We start from the raw sequence: 15,683 nt of genomic DNA on the forward strand, positions 1-15,683 counted from the left end.
AAAAGGGCGCATCCATACGGACGCGCCCCTGTGCAAAACAATGCGAAGAACGACTTAGAAGCTGCCGCGCTTGAGGAAGTCGGGAAGCTCAAACTGATCGTTGCCAAAGTTGGGCAGCTCGGTACCACCGACGTTGCGAGTCGGGGCAGCCTGAGCGGGGCTGGCAGTCGGAGCAGTGCGCTGCGGCTCAGCAGAAGCAGCAGCCTTGCTCTGGGACTGCTGGGCAGCGAAGAGCTCGTCCTGACGGTTGACGTTGGAGTCGGAGAAGCCCGTAGCGATAACGGTGATGCGCACCTGGTCGCCCAGGGACTCGTCAACAACGGTACCGAAGATGATGTTGGCCTCGGGGTCGACAGCATTGGCGACAACGTCGGCGGCGTCGCTGATCTCCTGGATGCCCAGGTCCTTGGAGCCGGCGATGGAAAGCAGGACGCGCGTGGCGCCATCGATGGAGCTCTCGAGCAGCGGACTGGAGATAGCCTGCTGGGCAGCGTCGACGGCACGGGTGTCCCCAGAAGCGGTACCGATACCCATCATGGCGGTACCGGCCTGCTTCATGATGGTCTTAACATCGGCGAAGTCCAGGTTGATGATACCCGGGACGGTGATGAGGTCGGTGATGCCCTGGGTGCCCTGGGAAAGGACGCCATCGGCAATCGCGAAGGCCTCGAGCATGGTGGTCTTCTTCTCGGCGATGTCGAGCAGTTTGTCGTTAGGGATAACGATCATGGTGTCGACGCAATCGGAGAGGGTCTTGATGCCCTCCTCGGCGCTCTTCTTGCGCTTGCGACCCTCGAAGGTGAAGGGCTTGGTCACAACGGCGACGGTCAGCGCGCCGACCTCGTTCATCGCGATATCGGCAACGATGGGAGCAGCGCCGGTACCGGTACCACCGCCCTCGCCGCAGGTGATGAACACCATGTCGGCGCCAGCGAGCGCCTCGGCGATATCGTCGCGGGACTCATCGGCAGCCTTGCGGCCAACCTCGGGGTTGGCGCCGGCGCCCAGGCCGCGGGTAAGGTCGGTGCCGATGTGCACCTTGATATCGGCATCAGAGATCGCGAGCGCCTGAGCATCGGTGTTGATGGCAACAAACTCGACGCCGCGGATGCCCTCTTCGATCATTCGATTGACCGCGTTGGTACCGCCGCCGCCGACGCCGACCACCTTAATGACGGCAAGGTAGTTGTTGATCTCTGTCTCGTGCATGTCGGTCCTCCGAACAAAGGTTATAGCCATAGCATGGGTTGACCCCTGCGCACATTAACCTTCAGGTTGAAAGTAAATGCAAAGGTAAACCGTATTATGTTTGCACATTATGAACGTTGCAGTCAAATAATTGACCGTGAAAACCAAACAAACCAGATAAACGGCGTGGTATGGCCCCTCAACAAAGCCATTTAGGATGCTAGGCGGTCGGTGCGTTCCTAAACGTGTAGTTGCCCGGAGAGCGTACATTGATATAGGTTACGCCCTCTACCTGCGAAAGTAGCTTGGTCACGATGCGTTCTTTCTTGGCAATATCATCCGAATCGCCCAGCGACACCTCGACGCCGTTGTCGAGATTTGCCGAGATAGCCTCAACGGAAGGCGTGGAAATATCCTTCACCTGGTCCAAGAACTCGCTCGAAAAACCGCGTGCGTAATCCAGGCCGGCCTTGACGGCCTTGGAGCTCACCGCCCGACCCGAAACCGGTACGACATCGGCCGAGACGTCAGTCAACAGCACGGCGCCGTAGTGCTTGGCAAGCGCCAGGGCCGCATCGATACCGGTCAGGGTGTTGGCACCCTCCCCCGATGTAATGACGTTCCCCTGGTCGTCCACCTCGACAGACGTCGACAGCGGAGCGATCCAGGTGTCATCGTCTCCGATAGCCCAGGCAAGGTCGTCGGAGCTGATATACGCAATGGCGATAACTTTACGCTCCGTCGGCGTGATGATAAGCGTATGGGGAAACTGGCGCTGGACATTCACGCCCGAGACCCACGGGTTTTGCTTGAGGCCCTCGGTAATCTGATCGGGATCCACGTTAAAGAGCGACGTGTTCTCGGGAAGACTGATGAGCTGCATGGCGTCGTGCTTGGTCACATGCTCGCTGCCATGAATCTGAATATCGGTGGCGGCGAACAAGCCGGAGTTGATGACGACGATGGCAACAATGGCAAGTACGGCCAAGGCTGCCAGGATGCCGCCCGCGATTTTGCCCTTACCTTTAATGGCAGAAGCGACGTCGGTCGTCTTGCTTGCCATGGCACCAAGCGATGACAGAGGATTGATGCCCTTTTTTGCCGAAGACGCCTTGGCAGCGGGCACCGATGTCAGTGAACGCGGCTTAGCGCCAGCCAACGTACGGCCGGCATGCGGCGCACGAGCTCCCAGCGAAGGTCTGGGCGTCGCCATGGGTCGGGAGGTCTTGGTGCCCATCGCCGGCTTGGGCGTCACCGAAGGACGCGGAGCCGGACGACTCGTCTTTTTAGAAGCGGGGCGTCCTCCCAGCTGCGAGCCGACGACCGGGCGCTTGGCAGGACGAACGGGCCCAACAGACTTGGAGGGCATGGCGGGCTTATGTTGAGGCTGGGCAGGTGCGCCGGAACGCCCTCCGGCGCGGCGGAAGGTTGGTTTCGATGCTCTAGAAGCCGAGGAATTTAACTTCCGGTCTGAGCTCGATGCCATACGCCTCCCTCACCTTTCCGTGCACATGCCTGATAACCGCGGCCACGTCATCGGCCGAGGCGGTTCCGTTATTAACGATAAAATTAGCGTGTACGGGCGAAACTTCCGCACCGCCAACCGAAAAACCCTTTAATCCACAATCCTCAATCAACTTGCCCACGCTTGCGTCGGGCGGGTTGCGAAAGACCGATCCGCAGGATGCACGGCCCATGGGCTGCGTGCGCTTGCGGCGCGTCAGGTACCGCTCCATGCGTTCGCGAATGTCGACCTTGGGCGCGGCCTTAAGCTTAAGCACGCACTCGAGAATGATCTCGTTACGCGGCAGGCTGCACTCGCGATACCCCCAAGCGATCTCGGATCCTGCATAGTGCTTAATACCGGACGCCGAATCAAACGTGACCACGTCCTCGATAAGGGAGCCGATCCACTCGGTCCGCGTACCTGCGTTCATGGACACGGCGCCGCCGACCGAACCGGGAATACCGACCGCGAACTCAAGGCCCGAAAGCCCGCGCGACAAGGCGTCGTTGACCAAACGCGCGAACATCACGCCCGCACCAACGGTCAGCGTGCAGCCGTCCTCGGCAACAACCGTGCGCTGAAACTCACGTCCCAGCGAAATAACGGCGCCGCGATAACCGGCATCGGCAACAAGCAGATTGGACCCCTTGCCGATAATCACCCACGGCACCTGCTCGCGGTCGAGCACCGCCACGGCGCGACGCAGGGCATGGTAGCTATGGCACGTCACAAAGAGGTCGGCCTTGCCGCCGATACGATAGCTTGTATGGCGTGCAAGACGTTCGTCCTCGACCACGTCCGTGTCGATCATGCCCGAAAGCGCCATGACGGCGTTAAACAGACCCATAGAGGTTAAGCGTCTTTCTTGGCAGTCAGATACTCGATGAACTCGGGGCCGACGGTCGTAACGTCGCCGGCACCCATGGTGAGCAGCAGGTCGCCCTCGCCCACGAGCTTCTCAAGCTCCTGGTTGAGCTCAAGACGGCTGGAGCAGTACACGACCTCCTTGCCGGGGTGCTTGGCGCGAACGGTATCTGCGAGCATCTTGGAGGTAACGCCCGGAATCGGCATCTCGCCGGCGGAGAACACATCGATCAGCAGCAGCTTATCGGCGTTGGCAAAGGCATCGGCAAAGTCATCGCACAGAGCCTGCAGGCGCGAATAGCGGTGCGGCTGGAACACGACGTCGACATGCTTGTAGCCCAGCGAAGAGGCAGCAGCGAGCGTCGCCTTGATCTCGGTGGGATGATGGCCGTAATCGTCAACCACCGTGATGCCGTCGATATCGCCCACGTGGGTAAAGCGACGGCGGACACCCTCAAAACTCGAAAGTGCCTTAGCGGCGGCGTCGATATCGAGACCCAGGACATGGGCGACGGTCAAGACGGCCGTGGCGTTGAGCATGTTGTGACGACCGGGGTTGCTCTTAATCTCGACAGCGTGCTCGGTGCCGTCCTCAAAGCGAACGATAAAGTCGCTCTGGATGCCCTTGACATCCGGATGCACGCAGACGATGTCGTTGTTCTCGGCAAAGCCATAGGAAAGCACATGACGGCCCGTCGACTTGGCGAGCTCGACCAGATGCGGGTCCTCGCCGCAAACGATGACGGTGCCGTCCTCGCCCACCAGCCCCATAAACTTTGCAAAGGTGGCCTCGATCTCCTCGATACCCGAGTAGTGATCGAGATGGTCGGCCTCGACGTTGGTCACGATGACCACGTTGGGGTTCAGGAACAGGAACGAGCTGTCGGACTCGTCGGCCTCGGCGACAAAGTAGTCACCCGAGCCGTTCTTGCCGTTGGTGTCGTAGCCCTCGACGATGCCGCCGATTAAAAAGCTGGGGTCCAGACCCATGCGATCGAGCATCGTGGCGCACATCGAAGACGTCGTGGTCTTGCCGTGCGTGCCGGCAACGGCGACGGTGGTGTAGCCGTGGCCCAAGGCCGAGAGCATCTTGGCACGGGGCCACACGGGAATACCGAGCTCGCGGGCATGCACGAGCTCGGGGTTGGACTCGGGAATTGCGGTGGAGACCACAACCACGTCAGGCTTGACCTCGTCGATTGTCGAAGCTTCGTGGCCCACGTGGACCTTCACGCCGGCGCGGGTAAGCTGGCGAATATAGCGCGACGTCTTAAGGTCGGAGCCGGTAACGGTGTAACCGCGCTCGTGCAGGACGAGGGCGATGCCGCTCATGCCGGCGCCACCGATACCGATAAAGTGGGCGCTCTTGAACTCGGGCGCGGAGGTTGCAGTCTGGGAATCAGCCATGTGCTCGTGTACTCCTTGCGTAAACACTGCCTGTAACCCGTTAACTGTACCGCACCTACCGCATCCGCGCGAGGGCGACCGGCGATATCCCGTCTAACTAACGCAATCCCTCTACCGCGTCGGCCAAAAGTGCGGCGGCACGGTCCTGGGCCAAGCCACGCGCCGCCTGACGCATGACATCACGCGCCGCGGCGTCATCGATCAGGTGCAGCAGCTCGTCGGCAAAGGCAGGGGCATCGATATCGGCATCGGCGCAAAGCACGCCGGCACCGGCATCGACCAGGTAACGCGCATTCGTGGTCTGGTGGTCGGCCGTGGCGTGCGGATACGGCACGAGCACCGAGGGCACGGCAAGCGCGGCAATCTCCGCCACGCTCGAGGCACCGGAACGCGAGAGCACCAAATCGGCCGCAGCCAGCATATCGCCCATGTTGTCGATGTAGGGCTGGACTCGATAGCGCTTCGCCTCCTCGGGCGTCAGCGCCAAAGCGCGCTCGGTCTCCTCAAAGCCGTCGGCACCCGTCGAATGCAAAATGTAGAGATTCTCGCGGGTCAGCAGCTCACTCTTGAGCGAGGCAACGCGCTCGTTGAGATGCTGGGCACCGAGCGAACCACCAAAGACGAGCAGAAGCGTCGCGTCCTCGGGCACACCGAGCGTCTTGCGACCGCGAGCGCGATCGCCCTCGATCACCGAACGACGCACAGGATTGCCCGTCATGAGCACATGGTCGGGGTCGCCCTCGCGCTCAAAGACCGCGCGGGCCGCAGGTACCGAAATGCACACGCGGGCGGCATGTGAGTTCATCATCTTATTGGCCAGACCCGGAACAGAGTTCTGCTCGTGCAGCAGATACGGAACGCCGGCGTCCTTGCACCAACCCAGCAGCGGGACCTCAACGTAAGCACCAAAGCCGATAGCGGCATCGGGCTTACCGACCTTCGAGAAGTGACGGGCAAGCGCACGCTTCGCCTTGTTGACGCGCCACAGCGAGGTCAACGCCGTCCAGGGACGGGAGCGATCGAAGCCCGTGACCGTGATGGGCACAAAATCGAATCCGGCCTCGGGAACCAGACGACCCTCGAGCTTGCGCGATTGGCCCACGAACACAACGTGATGACCGCGGTCTCGCAGCTCCTCGGCCAAGGCGAGCGCGGGGTTGATATGTCCTGCCGTGCCGCCAGCTGCAATAGCAACGGTCATCTTATCGGTCATGGTAATCCCTTCGTACACGCGGCCCCTGGTCATCGGTGCGCAAACGCGCCGACGGGTCCGAATTCAAATCGATTCGATTATATCCGCCGCCCGCATTGCGGGGAGTGGGGCGCTGCGGACGACCTTGCGGCGCCGTTCGCTGACGCGGACGGGCTGCCGGCTCGGTCGCAGAGCCATCCAGGACGGTAAAGCCGTTACGCGAAGATCGCTCGCCGCGCACGTGGGGCACGCCGGCGGTACTCTCATCCATAACGGCAAAGCTCTCGCGGCGACGGTCGTACTCATCGCGACGGGCGCTCTCATACGAAACGCGCAGGATCAGACCGGCGAGCATAAGCGACACGATAATCGACGAGCCGCCGTAGCTAATAAACGGCAGCGGCTTGCCCGTCATGGGAAACACATTGAGAATGCCCAGCGCGTTGATCAAAAACTGCACCGCAAGGATGACCGCGGAACCCGATGCCATAAGTGCTCCGCGACGGTCGGTCGCCTGCTCGGCAATGCGAAACGCCGAGTAGATCAGCATCGCAAACACCAAGAAGAACAGCACGGTTCCGATAAAGCCAACTTCCTCGCCGATGATAGCCAAGATGTAGTCGTTATGCGCCTCGGGCAAATACGAGTACTTCATGGTGGAGTTGCCGATACCGCGACCGAACAGGCCGCCCGAGGCAAACGCCATGATGGCAAGCGTGGCCTGATAGCCGTCGCCATATTCGTCTGCCCAAGGATTCCAAGCAACCTCGACACGCGTCATACGATACGGCTCGGCGATAAGGGCGATCGCAATGACGGCGATGCCGGCAACGACCGTCCAAACGATATATTTGGGGTCCAATCCCGCAAACAACGCCATGCACATGAGGGTCAACAAGATGATCAGGACGGTGCCAAAATCGGGCTGAACAAAGATCAGAAAGAGCGAAATGCCCAGGTAGACGCCCATCTTGCGAAGAAACTCGTTGATGTTGCCGCCGGGCGAAAAGATGCGGTCGAGCATGATGGCCGAATACGCGATGGCGAACGGCTTTAAAAACTCAGACGGCTGGAACTGAATACCGGCGATGTTGAGCCAGCGCGTGGCGCCACGACTACCGCTACCCATAAAGAACACCAGAACCAGTAGCCCTATCATGCCCATGAGGAAGATCCTGAGCACGTCTTCCCCAAACCAACTGTCCGGCAAGACGCGCACGATGGCAACCATAGCCAGCACGCCAACTCCGGCAAACGCGGCCTGTCGAAACAGGAAAAACGTTGCCGAACCATTCTCGTGCATCGCCTCGACCGAAGATGCCGAGTACACCATCAGCAAGCCAAAGCAAACCAAGCTAAACAGGCAAGCCATAAATATCAAACGGGGGCGCATGATGCGGGCGGGGACGCCGGCAATATAGCGCTCACTGAACGTCTGCCCGCCGCGTCCGGAACGCGGCGTGCTACGCAGCGAGGAAGCACGGTCCGAGTCGGGCCTCCTCATATCACTTCGGGGGCTCTCCTCTCTCACCGGCAACCCCTATTCCGTTTGCGATTTCGCCGCTGCGGCAAGCTGGGCCACGTAGTCCTTAAACACGCGACCGCGCTCCTCGTAGCCCGAGAACTCGTCGAACGAAGAGCAGGCGGGCGAAAGCAGGATCACGTCGCCGCGGCTCGAGAGTGAGCGGGCAACGTCAACGGCATCGCGCAGATCATCGGCCTGGGCGATATCCACGTCACCATCGACATCGGCCTCGTCCATAGCGGCGGTAAAGCGCTCGCGCGCATCGCCAAAGCAAACGACCGAGCGCACGTTGTCCATAACGACGCGGGCAAAGTCCGCAAGCGGCGTACCCTTATCGTGGCCGCCGAGCAGCAAAATCACATCGTCGTCGGAAAACGCCGTCAGGGCCTTTTCGACTGCATCGGTGTTCGTTGCCTTGGAATCGTTGACGTAGCGCACGCCATCGATCTCGCCGCAGGGTTCCACGCGGTGTTCGAGTGGCTGGAACGATGCCAAACCGCGGCAAATGCCCTCGGGATCGGCACCGACGGCCAGAGCAGCCGTGGCGGCACATAGGGCATTGATGACATTGTGATGGCCCGAGATCTTGAGCTCGGACGTGGCGACAAGCTGAGTCTCGACACCCCTCAGGCGCACGACCATCTTACCGTCGCGCACAAAGGCGGCGTCTGCACCCTCGGGCTCGTCAAAAGCGACCTTGCAGATACGGCGACCCGGTGTGTAGATGTACTCATCGAACTCATGGATGCCGGCATCCTCGACGTCGATAACCACGAGGTCGTCGTCGACCATATTCTCGAACAACTTGATCTTGGCAAGCGCATAGTTCTTGTGGCTCTTGTGCCAGCCCAGGTGGTCGGGCGTGATGTTGAGCAGCACCGCCACGCGAGGATGAAGCTCGGCTGTCGTAGCAATCTGATAACTCGACAGCTCGGCCACAAACCACTCATTGTGTGCGCGGCCGTCGATCTCGTTCACCGGCGGCTCGCCGATATTGCCGACGGCCACGCTGGCTTCACCGGCGGCCTTGAGCAGATAATCGGTCAGCGACGTGGTAGTTGTCTTGCCATTGGTGCCCGTGATGGCGATCCAATTTTGGGGAGACAGGCGATAGGCAAACTCGGGCTCGCCCATAATCTGAGCGGCATGCTCACGCCCAGCCTTAAAGAAGGCCGAAAACTCCGAGATACCCGGGCATGTCACGCACACGTCATAGGCACCCTCGACCTGCTCGGTGCCGTAGACAAACGACGCGCCCTGCGCCTCGAGCGCACGCGTGGCTTCATTGGGCTCGGAGCTACCGCCGCCATACACGGTCGTGGCGCTCACGCGCTCGGGGTGAGCCAACGCCCAACGGGCGACATCGAGACCGGATTTACCCTGCCCCAAAACAAGCAGGCTAAAGACATTAGCAAGAGGCATGAAAGACCACTATCCCAACTGGAAGAACAGGGCGAGGCCAACGGCGCCAAAGGCCGCGGCGATAATCCAAAAACGGATAACGACCTTGGTCTCGGCCCAGCCCTTCTTTTCGAAATGATGATGAATGGGCGCCATAAGGAAGACGCGCTTGTGCGTAAAGTGGAAATAGACAACCTGGATCATGACCGACAGAGTCTCGACGATAAACAGACCGCCGATGATGAGGGAAACGACTTCGGTGTTGGTCATGATGGAGGTGCAGGCAAAAGCGGCACCCAGGGCAAGCGAGCCGGTATCGCCCATAAAGATGCTCGCCGGGTAGCAATTGAACCACAAAAAGCCCAGGCAGGCACCAGCGCACGCCGTGCAGAAGATGGACAGGTTCACGTCACCGTGCAAAAACGCCATGGCGGCCATGGCGAGCATGGCGATCATGGAAGTGCCACCGGCAAGGCCGTCCAGACCATCGGTCAGGTTCACGGCATTGGAAAGACCGGCGATCATCAGCCAGCAAAATACAATGTAGAGCCACGGGAACGAAAGGCCGCAGATGGTGGTCGAAAGAACACCGAGGTCAATCGTCAGGCCGCCGGGAAAACGAATCTCGGGGGCGACGCCGCACCAATTGACGGCGAGCACGGTAAAAGTGACGCAGATGATGGTCAGACCGATCATCTTGGCGTGAGGCGTCAGGCCGAGCGAGCGACCATGCGTGACGGAGGTCAGGTCGTCGATGAGACCCAGAACGCCGGTGGCCAGCGTGGCAAGCAGCACGAGCACGAGCTCGGTGGTGAGCTTGCCCATCAGCAGGCAGGTCAGCGAGATCGCGACAAGGATGATGACGCCGCCCATGGTCGGCGTACCCTGCTTAATCAAATGACGCTTGGGGCCGTCGGCTCGGACCTGTTGGCCGATACCCTCGACCTTCAGCAGCTTGATCCACCACGGCATAAGCAGCAACGCAATGGCGGCAGCGATGCCAAGTCCCAAAAAGGCCTGATACGTAGGATACGAGGGATTGCCGAACATGGGCTAGCACACACCTTCCACAAAGCGGTCAAGCTCAACAAAACGGGAACCCTTGACCAGTACAACATCATGATTTTCAAGCGCGCCGCCCATGCGGTCGAGCACCTGCTGATAATCGGAGAACACCTGGATGCGGTCCTCATCCATACCCATCATGCGTGCGGCATCGGCCATGAGCTGAGCCAGCTCGCCGCCGACGCACGCGAGCATGTCGAGCTTCTTGGCGGCGGCATAGGCGCCCACGAGCTCATGCATGCGGGGGGCCTCGTCGCCCATCTCGCCCATCTCGCCCAGGATCGCCATGCGCGAACCGTCACAGATGAGTGAGCACAGCAAATCGAGGCCGGCAGCCATAGACTCGGCACTGGCGTTATAGGAGTCGTCGATGATGCGTGCTCCGCTCTTGGCGCACTTGATCTCCTGACGGTGACCGGTGATCGTAAGGCCCCTAAAGGCGGCATCGATCTGCTCGGGCGTCACGCCCAGACGATAGGCGACCGCGGCGGCCTTGACGGCATTGGGCACGGACTGCACACCGGGAATAGCCAGCATGGTATCGACCGTGTCGCCCTGACCAAAGTCGAGCGTAAAGACCGGATGGCCCTCGTCGTCGACGCGAATGTCGCGTGCGCGGACCTCGTCGTCGTCCGAGACGCCGGCCAGCATCACGTCAATGCCCGCAGGCCGGGCGAACGTATCGCGAATGAACGGCGTAAAGTCGTCCTCGCCACCCAAAACCAGCAACGGCGAGAAGTCGCCGGCGGCGCACATGCCCTGGACAATCTCGGACTTGGCGCGGGCGATGTTCTCGCGGCTACCCAGGATACCGATGTGGGAGGTTCCAATCTTGCTCACGATGGCAAGATTAGGGTTGGCAGACTGGGACAGGCGCTCAATCTCATGAAAATGGTTCATGCCCATCTCGAGCACCAGAACCTCGGTATCGGCCGGAGCGGAAAGTACCGTGAGCGGCATGCCGATCAGGTTGTTGAAATTGCCCTTCGTGGCCCAGACGCGATAACGTTTGGCGAGTACGGCGGCGAGCACGTCCTTGGTCGTCGTCTTGCCAATCGAACCGGTAATGCCGACGACCAGGCAGCCAAGCTCCAAGCGATATACGTGCGCCAGGCGCAGCAAGAACTCCACGGGGTCGTCGGTCAGCAAGATGGCGCATCCCTTGTCCTGCGCCAGCGAAACCAGCTCGGCATCGGGCTCGCGCGTCATCACGACGGCACCGGCACCCGACTCGATGGCACGGGAGGCAAAATCGTTGCCGTCGACCTTTTCGCCGGGGAAGGCGACAAAGATCGTCCCCTCCTCGACCTGACGCGAGTCGATAACGCACCCGCGGCATACCCGATCGACTTCTTCCGTCACGGTTCGGGCCCCCGTTGAGGCCACGAGGTTGTTGACGGCGATCTCTATCATTGCAGCTCCCCTGTAAACCTAATAATGCTATCGGCGTATTGTATCCCAGTGCCATGCGCGCGTGGTGCAGGGCATGTGAACACCCTTCAGATCAAACGGCAGACCACGCTCAAGATTGTAACCCCCTACTTCGTGCGCGGGATACCCAGCACGTCGAGCGCGTTGGCCATAATGGACTGGAATGGCACCGCGGCGGCATCCGAGCCGCTCGGCGTTCCATCGAGTGTGATATAGCACAGCACCTTGGGCGATTGTGCCGGCGCAAAGCCCATAAAGGACGACATGTAGTTCTCCTTGAGGTAACCGCCGTTCTCGTCAGCACGCTCGGCCGTACCGGTCTTGCCCGCCACGTCATAGCCATCGACCGCACCGCCGACGCCCGTGCCTTCGGACACGACCGTCTGCATGCACGATGTCACCTGGGCGGCAGCGTCCTCCGAAATCGCACGCTCGCCTTCACCCCAGTCCTTCTCATCGCCCTTGCTGGACTTATAGAAGTGCGGCGTCATCATCACGCCGCCGTTCGCGATGCCGCCCACGGCACGTGCGACCTCAATCGGCGAGACGGACAGCGCTTGGCCAAAGCTCATCGAGCCCAGCGTGGCGCCGTCGTACTGGTCGCGCTCCTTGACGATGCCCAGACTCTCACCTGGAAAATCGACACCGGAGCTATGACCGATACCCCACTTGTCCACATAGGTGGCAAAATCATCGGCACCGATCTTGCGTCCCACCAGGACAAAGCCCACATTGGACGAACGGCGCATCATCTCGCGCACGTCCATGGTCATGGTGTAGTCGCGCTTATCGGCGTCGGTAACGGTGTCGTCGCCAACCTTAATGCTCGCCGGCACCTCAAACGACGTGCTCGAACGCACGGCGCCCAAATCAAAGCCAGCACCGGCCACGAGCGTCTTAAAGACCGAGCCGGGCTCGTAGGCATCGGTAACCAGGCGCAAGTTCATGTCTTCGGTCTTGGCGTTTTCCAGATCGGTCTGGTCATATGTCGGATACGAGCATGCCGCCAGAATCTCGCCCGTCGTGGGATCGGTGACCAGGGCCGAGCCATTCTTGGCCTTGGTCTTTTCGACCGCCTCGGCCAGGGCGTCCTCGGCGGCACGCTGGATATTGACATCGAGCGTCGTCACGATGTCCACGCCGTCCACCGCGGCAACCTTCTTATAGGCGCCGCCCGCGATATAGCTACCGTCCCTCGCCCGCTCGCGCACCAGCGAACCGTTGGTTCCGGTCAAAAGCTTGTTGTACTGTTTTTCGAGGCCCGTCAGACCGTCGTTGTCCACGTTTACCACGCCAAGCACCTGCGATGCCAGGTTGCCGTAGGGGTACACGCGCTTCATGGCCTGCTCAAAGAGCACGCCTGGCAGGTTCTTCTTCTCCAGCGCCGCGACATCATCCTCGTCCACCTGACGTTTGATATACACCCAGGTGCCATCCGACTCAACGAGCTCGCGACAGGTCTTTTTATCGATGCCCGTAGCTTTGACCAGTGCCGATACCGTCTTGTCAACGTCCTCGATAAGCTGAGGATTCACGGCGATGTTGCGGCATTCGACCGACGACGTCAGCACGTTGCCGTTACGGTCGTAGATGGTACCGCGCTTGGCATATAGCGTCTGCGCGAGCAAGCGACGTGCATCGGCGCGGTCGCGTAACTTATCGGCTTCCACGATTTGATAGTCGGCAAGGCGAAGGACGCCTAAACCCAAGCCAAGCCCGATAAAGCCCATGACGGCTTTGCGACGGGGCAGCGGCGTGCCCGTGAGCCATTCGGTCGACGAGCTCTTGCGCGGTCTGGTGTTATGCATTTGAGGACCACTCGAGCCACGGAGACGCGACGCGGGGTCGTTGCCATAGGACGGCCTCGCGTTGTAAGATGGCCGACCCGTTCCTTGATAACCAGAACGTCCCCGCGATGAGGGACGTCCAGAACCGCGACCCCCGTCGGAGCCGCGGCGATAGTCATTTGTCATACTCAGCTACCGTCTTGTTACTGAGCGGTCGCGGTCGAGCTGGCGCCCGCGGCTGCATCCTGCGAAAAATCAAGTGTAACGCTCTCGCTGGGCTCCACCATGCCATAAGCGCCCGCAAGGTCGCGAATGCGCGTGTCGGCACCATAGACCGAATGCATGACCTCCAGGTCGGAGCTCTCGTCGGTCGCCTTCTCGAGCGTGTTGGTAAGCGCGGCGTTGCTGTTGAGCACCTGGGCCGTAACGCCGGCGAGCGCCACACGGGCGACACCGATCGTCATGAAGATGGCCGCAATGATGCAAAACGTTTTAAGAACGCTCATGAAAACCGGGCTTACCGCCTGGTTTGCCTGACGGCCCGCGCCCGTGTAGACATCAAAGCGCGGCGTGCGCTGCTCGCGGGGAGCAATGGGGGCCTGCGGTGCCTCACGATAGGCGGGCATGGCGTTCATATCATAGGCGAGTGCTGCGTTTGAGGTGTTGTAGCCCATGATATGCCGCCTCCCATCCCGAGTACGTTGGTAGTGTGTTTAAGCTTCGTTTGTGGTACGAGCGGGAGGTCCAATATCGCGCGGTCGCGTCTACAGACGCTGCGCCACGCGGATCTTGGCTGATCTCGCCCGAGGGTTGCGCGCAACCTCATCGGGTTGGGCAACCAGGGGTTTGCGGGTGATGACCTTGAGTATCGGCACGTTGCCGCACACGCACACCGGAATCTCCGGCGGACACGTGCACCCCTGGCTCATCTCCTTAAAGTGGTTCTTTACGATACGGTCCTCGAGCGAGTGATACGAGATGACGCAGATGCGTCCGCCCGGGTTGAGCCACCTTGTGGCGGCGTCAAGCCCTCGCTCGAGCACATCGAGTTCGTGATTGACCTCGATGCGAATGGCCTGGAAACTTTTCTTGGCTGGGTGTCCGCCATGCCGACGAGCGGCAGCGGGGATACCAGCCTTGATGATCTCGACAAACTGACCGGTGGTTTCGATCGGCTCATGCTCGCGGCGGCGCACGATCTCACGCGCGATCTGCGAGGCGAACTTCTCTTCGCCATAGACGCGTAGAATCCGGGCGAGGTCGTGTTCGTTATAGGTGTTGATGACCTCAGCTGCGTTTAAGGTGTTGTTACCCGGATCCATCCGCATGTCCAATGGGGCGTCCTCGTTGTACGAAAAGCCCCTGCCAGGGATATCGAGTTGCGGCGACGAAACGCCCAAGTCGAACAGGAAGCCATCGACCCCGGGCACCTCGGCCGAGCAAAGCAGCTCGTCCAAGTCGCCGAAGTTGCCCTTCAGCAGCTGGTGCGGTACGCCGGGAACCTCGCGGTCCAGACGGGCGCCAGCGGCCTCGAGGGCCATGTCGTCCTGATCGACGCCGAGCAAAAGGCCGGTCTCCCCCACCTGCGCGGCCATCTTTACCGAATGGCCGGCACCGCCAAGGGTGCAGTCGCAGACGACGGAGCCGCTCTTTAGCTGCAGCGACTCAAGCACTTCGCCGAGCATGACAGGTTCATGCCGATATTCTTGTGTCAAGATCCCACGCTCCATCCGTTACTCGTGCCTTGCCCTTACGAGAAGAAGAGGTCCAGCAGGGCCTCGTCGTCATCGTCCTCATCGGCCGTAGCGCGGTCCCAAACCTCAAGGTGGTCGTAGTTGCCCACAACCGTGACCTCGCGGTCGAGGTTCGCCTGCTTGCGGAGAGACTCGGAAAGACCGATACGACCCGCGCTGTCCACATCCATCGACGTGGTGCGCTTGTTGATCGCCCTCATGAGCTTCTGGTCGTTGATGTCACGCGGGTTAAAACCCTCGTGGCCCTCACGACCCGCGAAGAGTCCTTCGACCCACTTATCGAAGGCCTCGGCAGAGAACACGTACAGAGCATCGACATCCAGGGCTTTGAACACGCGAACGTGCTCTCCAAGCTCCTCACGAAGGGGTGCAGGCAGGGATAGACGACCTTTTGCATCGAGATTGCGCTCGTATGCACCCGTCATTCCCATGTGCGCCCTCCCCTCGGTTACTCAGATGGCACGTACGCGGGGAACCACCCCGCCTGTCGACGTCATCAATAATATGGGGAACCGCCCCATTTTTCAACACCTTTCCCCACCCCTTCGTGAGGAGCTTGGAG

At 60.6% G+C, this 15,683-nt stretch carries 13 protein-coding genes; all 13 read right to left on the reverse strand.

Going from position 1 to position 15,683, the window contains the following annotated elements:
• Positions 1-54: 54 nt before the first annotated feature.
• The 13 genes from ftsZ to ACEXKH_RS07645 all read right to left on the reverse strand — a co-directional run bounded on the left by ftsZ (position 55) and on the right by ACEXKH_RS07645 (position 15,552).
• Positions 55-1,209, reverse strand: coding sequence for a cell division protein FtsZ (ftsZ, locus tag ACEXKH_RS07585; RefSeq protein ID WP_373573669.1), 1,155 nt, complete (start codon positions 1,207-1,209; stop codon positions 55-57).
• Between the two features lie 199 nt (positions 1,210-1,408).
• Complete coding sequence (locus ACEXKH_RS07590; RefSeq protein WP_373573670.1) at positions 1,409-2,557, reverse strand: cell division protein FtsQ/DivIB; 1,149 nt, start codon at positions 2,555-2,557, stop codon at positions 1,409-1,411.
• A gap of 73 nt (positions 2,558-2,630) precedes the next feature.
• A complete protein-coding gene (murB, locus tag ACEXKH_RS07595) occupies positions 2,631-3,542 on the reverse strand; it encodes a UDP-N-acetylmuramate dehydrogenase (protein WP_320677655.1) in 912 nt (303 codons plus the stop codon).
• Between the two features lie 5 nt (positions 3,543-3,547).
• Positions 3,548-4,966 (reverse strand): UDP-N-acetylmuramate--L-alanine ligase, encoded by a 1,419-nt coding sequence (gene murC / locus ACEXKH_RS07600; RefSeq protein WP_373573671.1) that lies wholly within the window; start codon positions 4,964-4,966, stop codon positions 3,548-3,550.
• A gap of 97 nt (positions 4,967-5,063) precedes the next feature.
• Complete coding sequence (gene murG / locus ACEXKH_RS07605) at positions 5,064-6,179, reverse strand: undecaprenyldiphospho-muramoylpentapeptide beta-N-acetylglucosaminyltransferase (protein WP_373573672.1); 1,116 nt, start codon at positions 6,177-6,179, stop codon at positions 5,064-5,066.
• Entirely contained in the window at positions 6,169-7,662 is a 1,494-nt protein-coding gene (ftsW, locus tag ACEXKH_RS07610) for a putative lipid II flippase FtsW (RefSeq protein ID WP_373573673.1), read from the reverse strand. The genes murG and ftsW overlap by 11 nt, the downstream gene beginning before the upstream one ends.
• Before the next feature lie 36 nt (positions 7,663-7,698).
• Positions 7,699-9,105, reverse strand: a complete 1,407-nt coding sequence (gene murD / locus ACEXKH_RS07615; RefSeq protein ID WP_373573674.1) for a UDP-N-acetylmuramoyl-L-alanine--D-glutamate ligase — start codon at positions 9,103-9,105, stop codon at positions 7,699-7,701.
• A gap of 9 nt (positions 9,106-9,114) precedes the next feature.
• Positions 9,115-10,134 carry a phospho-N-acetylmuramoyl-pentapeptide-transferase gene (gene mraY, locus ACEXKH_RS07620; RefSeq protein ID WP_117746963.1) on the reverse strand — a complete coding sequence of 340 codons (1,020 nt, stop codon included), beginning with the start codon at positions 10,132-10,134 and terminating at the stop codon, positions 9,115-9,117.
• Between the two features lie 3 nt (positions 10,135-10,137).
• Positions 10,138-11,562: a UDP-N-acetylmuramoyl-tripeptide--D-alanyl-D-alanine ligase gene (locus ACEXKH_RS07625; protein WP_373573675.1), complete on the reverse strand. Its 1,425-nt coding sequence runs from the start codon at positions 11,560-11,562 to the stop codon at positions 10,138-10,140.
• A 125-nt stretch (positions 11,563-11,687) separates the two neighbouring features.
• Positions 11,688-13,388: a peptidoglycan D,D-transpeptidase FtsI family protein gene (locus ACEXKH_RS07630; protein ID WP_349070140.1), complete on the reverse strand. Its 1,701-nt coding sequence runs from the start codon at positions 13,386-13,388 to the stop codon at positions 11,688-11,690.
• Between the two features lie 182 nt (positions 13,389-13,570).
• On the reverse strand, positions 13,571-14,041 hold the full coding sequence (locus ACEXKH_RS07635) for a hypothetical protein (protein ID WP_373573676.1): 471 nt from the start codon (positions 14,039-14,041) through the stop codon (positions 13,571-13,573).
• 90 nt (positions 14,042-14,131) lie between these two features.
• The gene (rsmH, locus tag ACEXKH_RS07640) at positions 14,132-15,097 is read right to left on the reverse strand and encodes a 16S rRNA (cytosine(1402)-N(4))-methyltransferase RsmH (protein WP_117636014.1); all 966 of its coding nucleotides are present in this window, start codon (positions 15,095-15,097) and stop codon (positions 14,132-14,134) included.
• Between the two features lie 20 nt (positions 15,098-15,117).
• A complete protein-coding gene (locus tag ACEXKH_RS07645; protein WP_035137949.1) occupies positions 15,118-15,552 on the reverse strand; it encodes a division/cell wall cluster transcriptional repressor MraZ in 435 nt (144 codons plus the stop codon).
• Positions 15,553-15,683: the final 131 nt, after the last annotated feature.

The organism is Collinsella aerofaciens ATCC 25986, from assembly GCF_964259375.1.
Classification (GTDB): Bacteria; Actinomycetota; Coriobacteriia; order Coriobacteriales; family Coriobacteriaceae; genus Collinsella; species Collinsella aerofaciens_BO.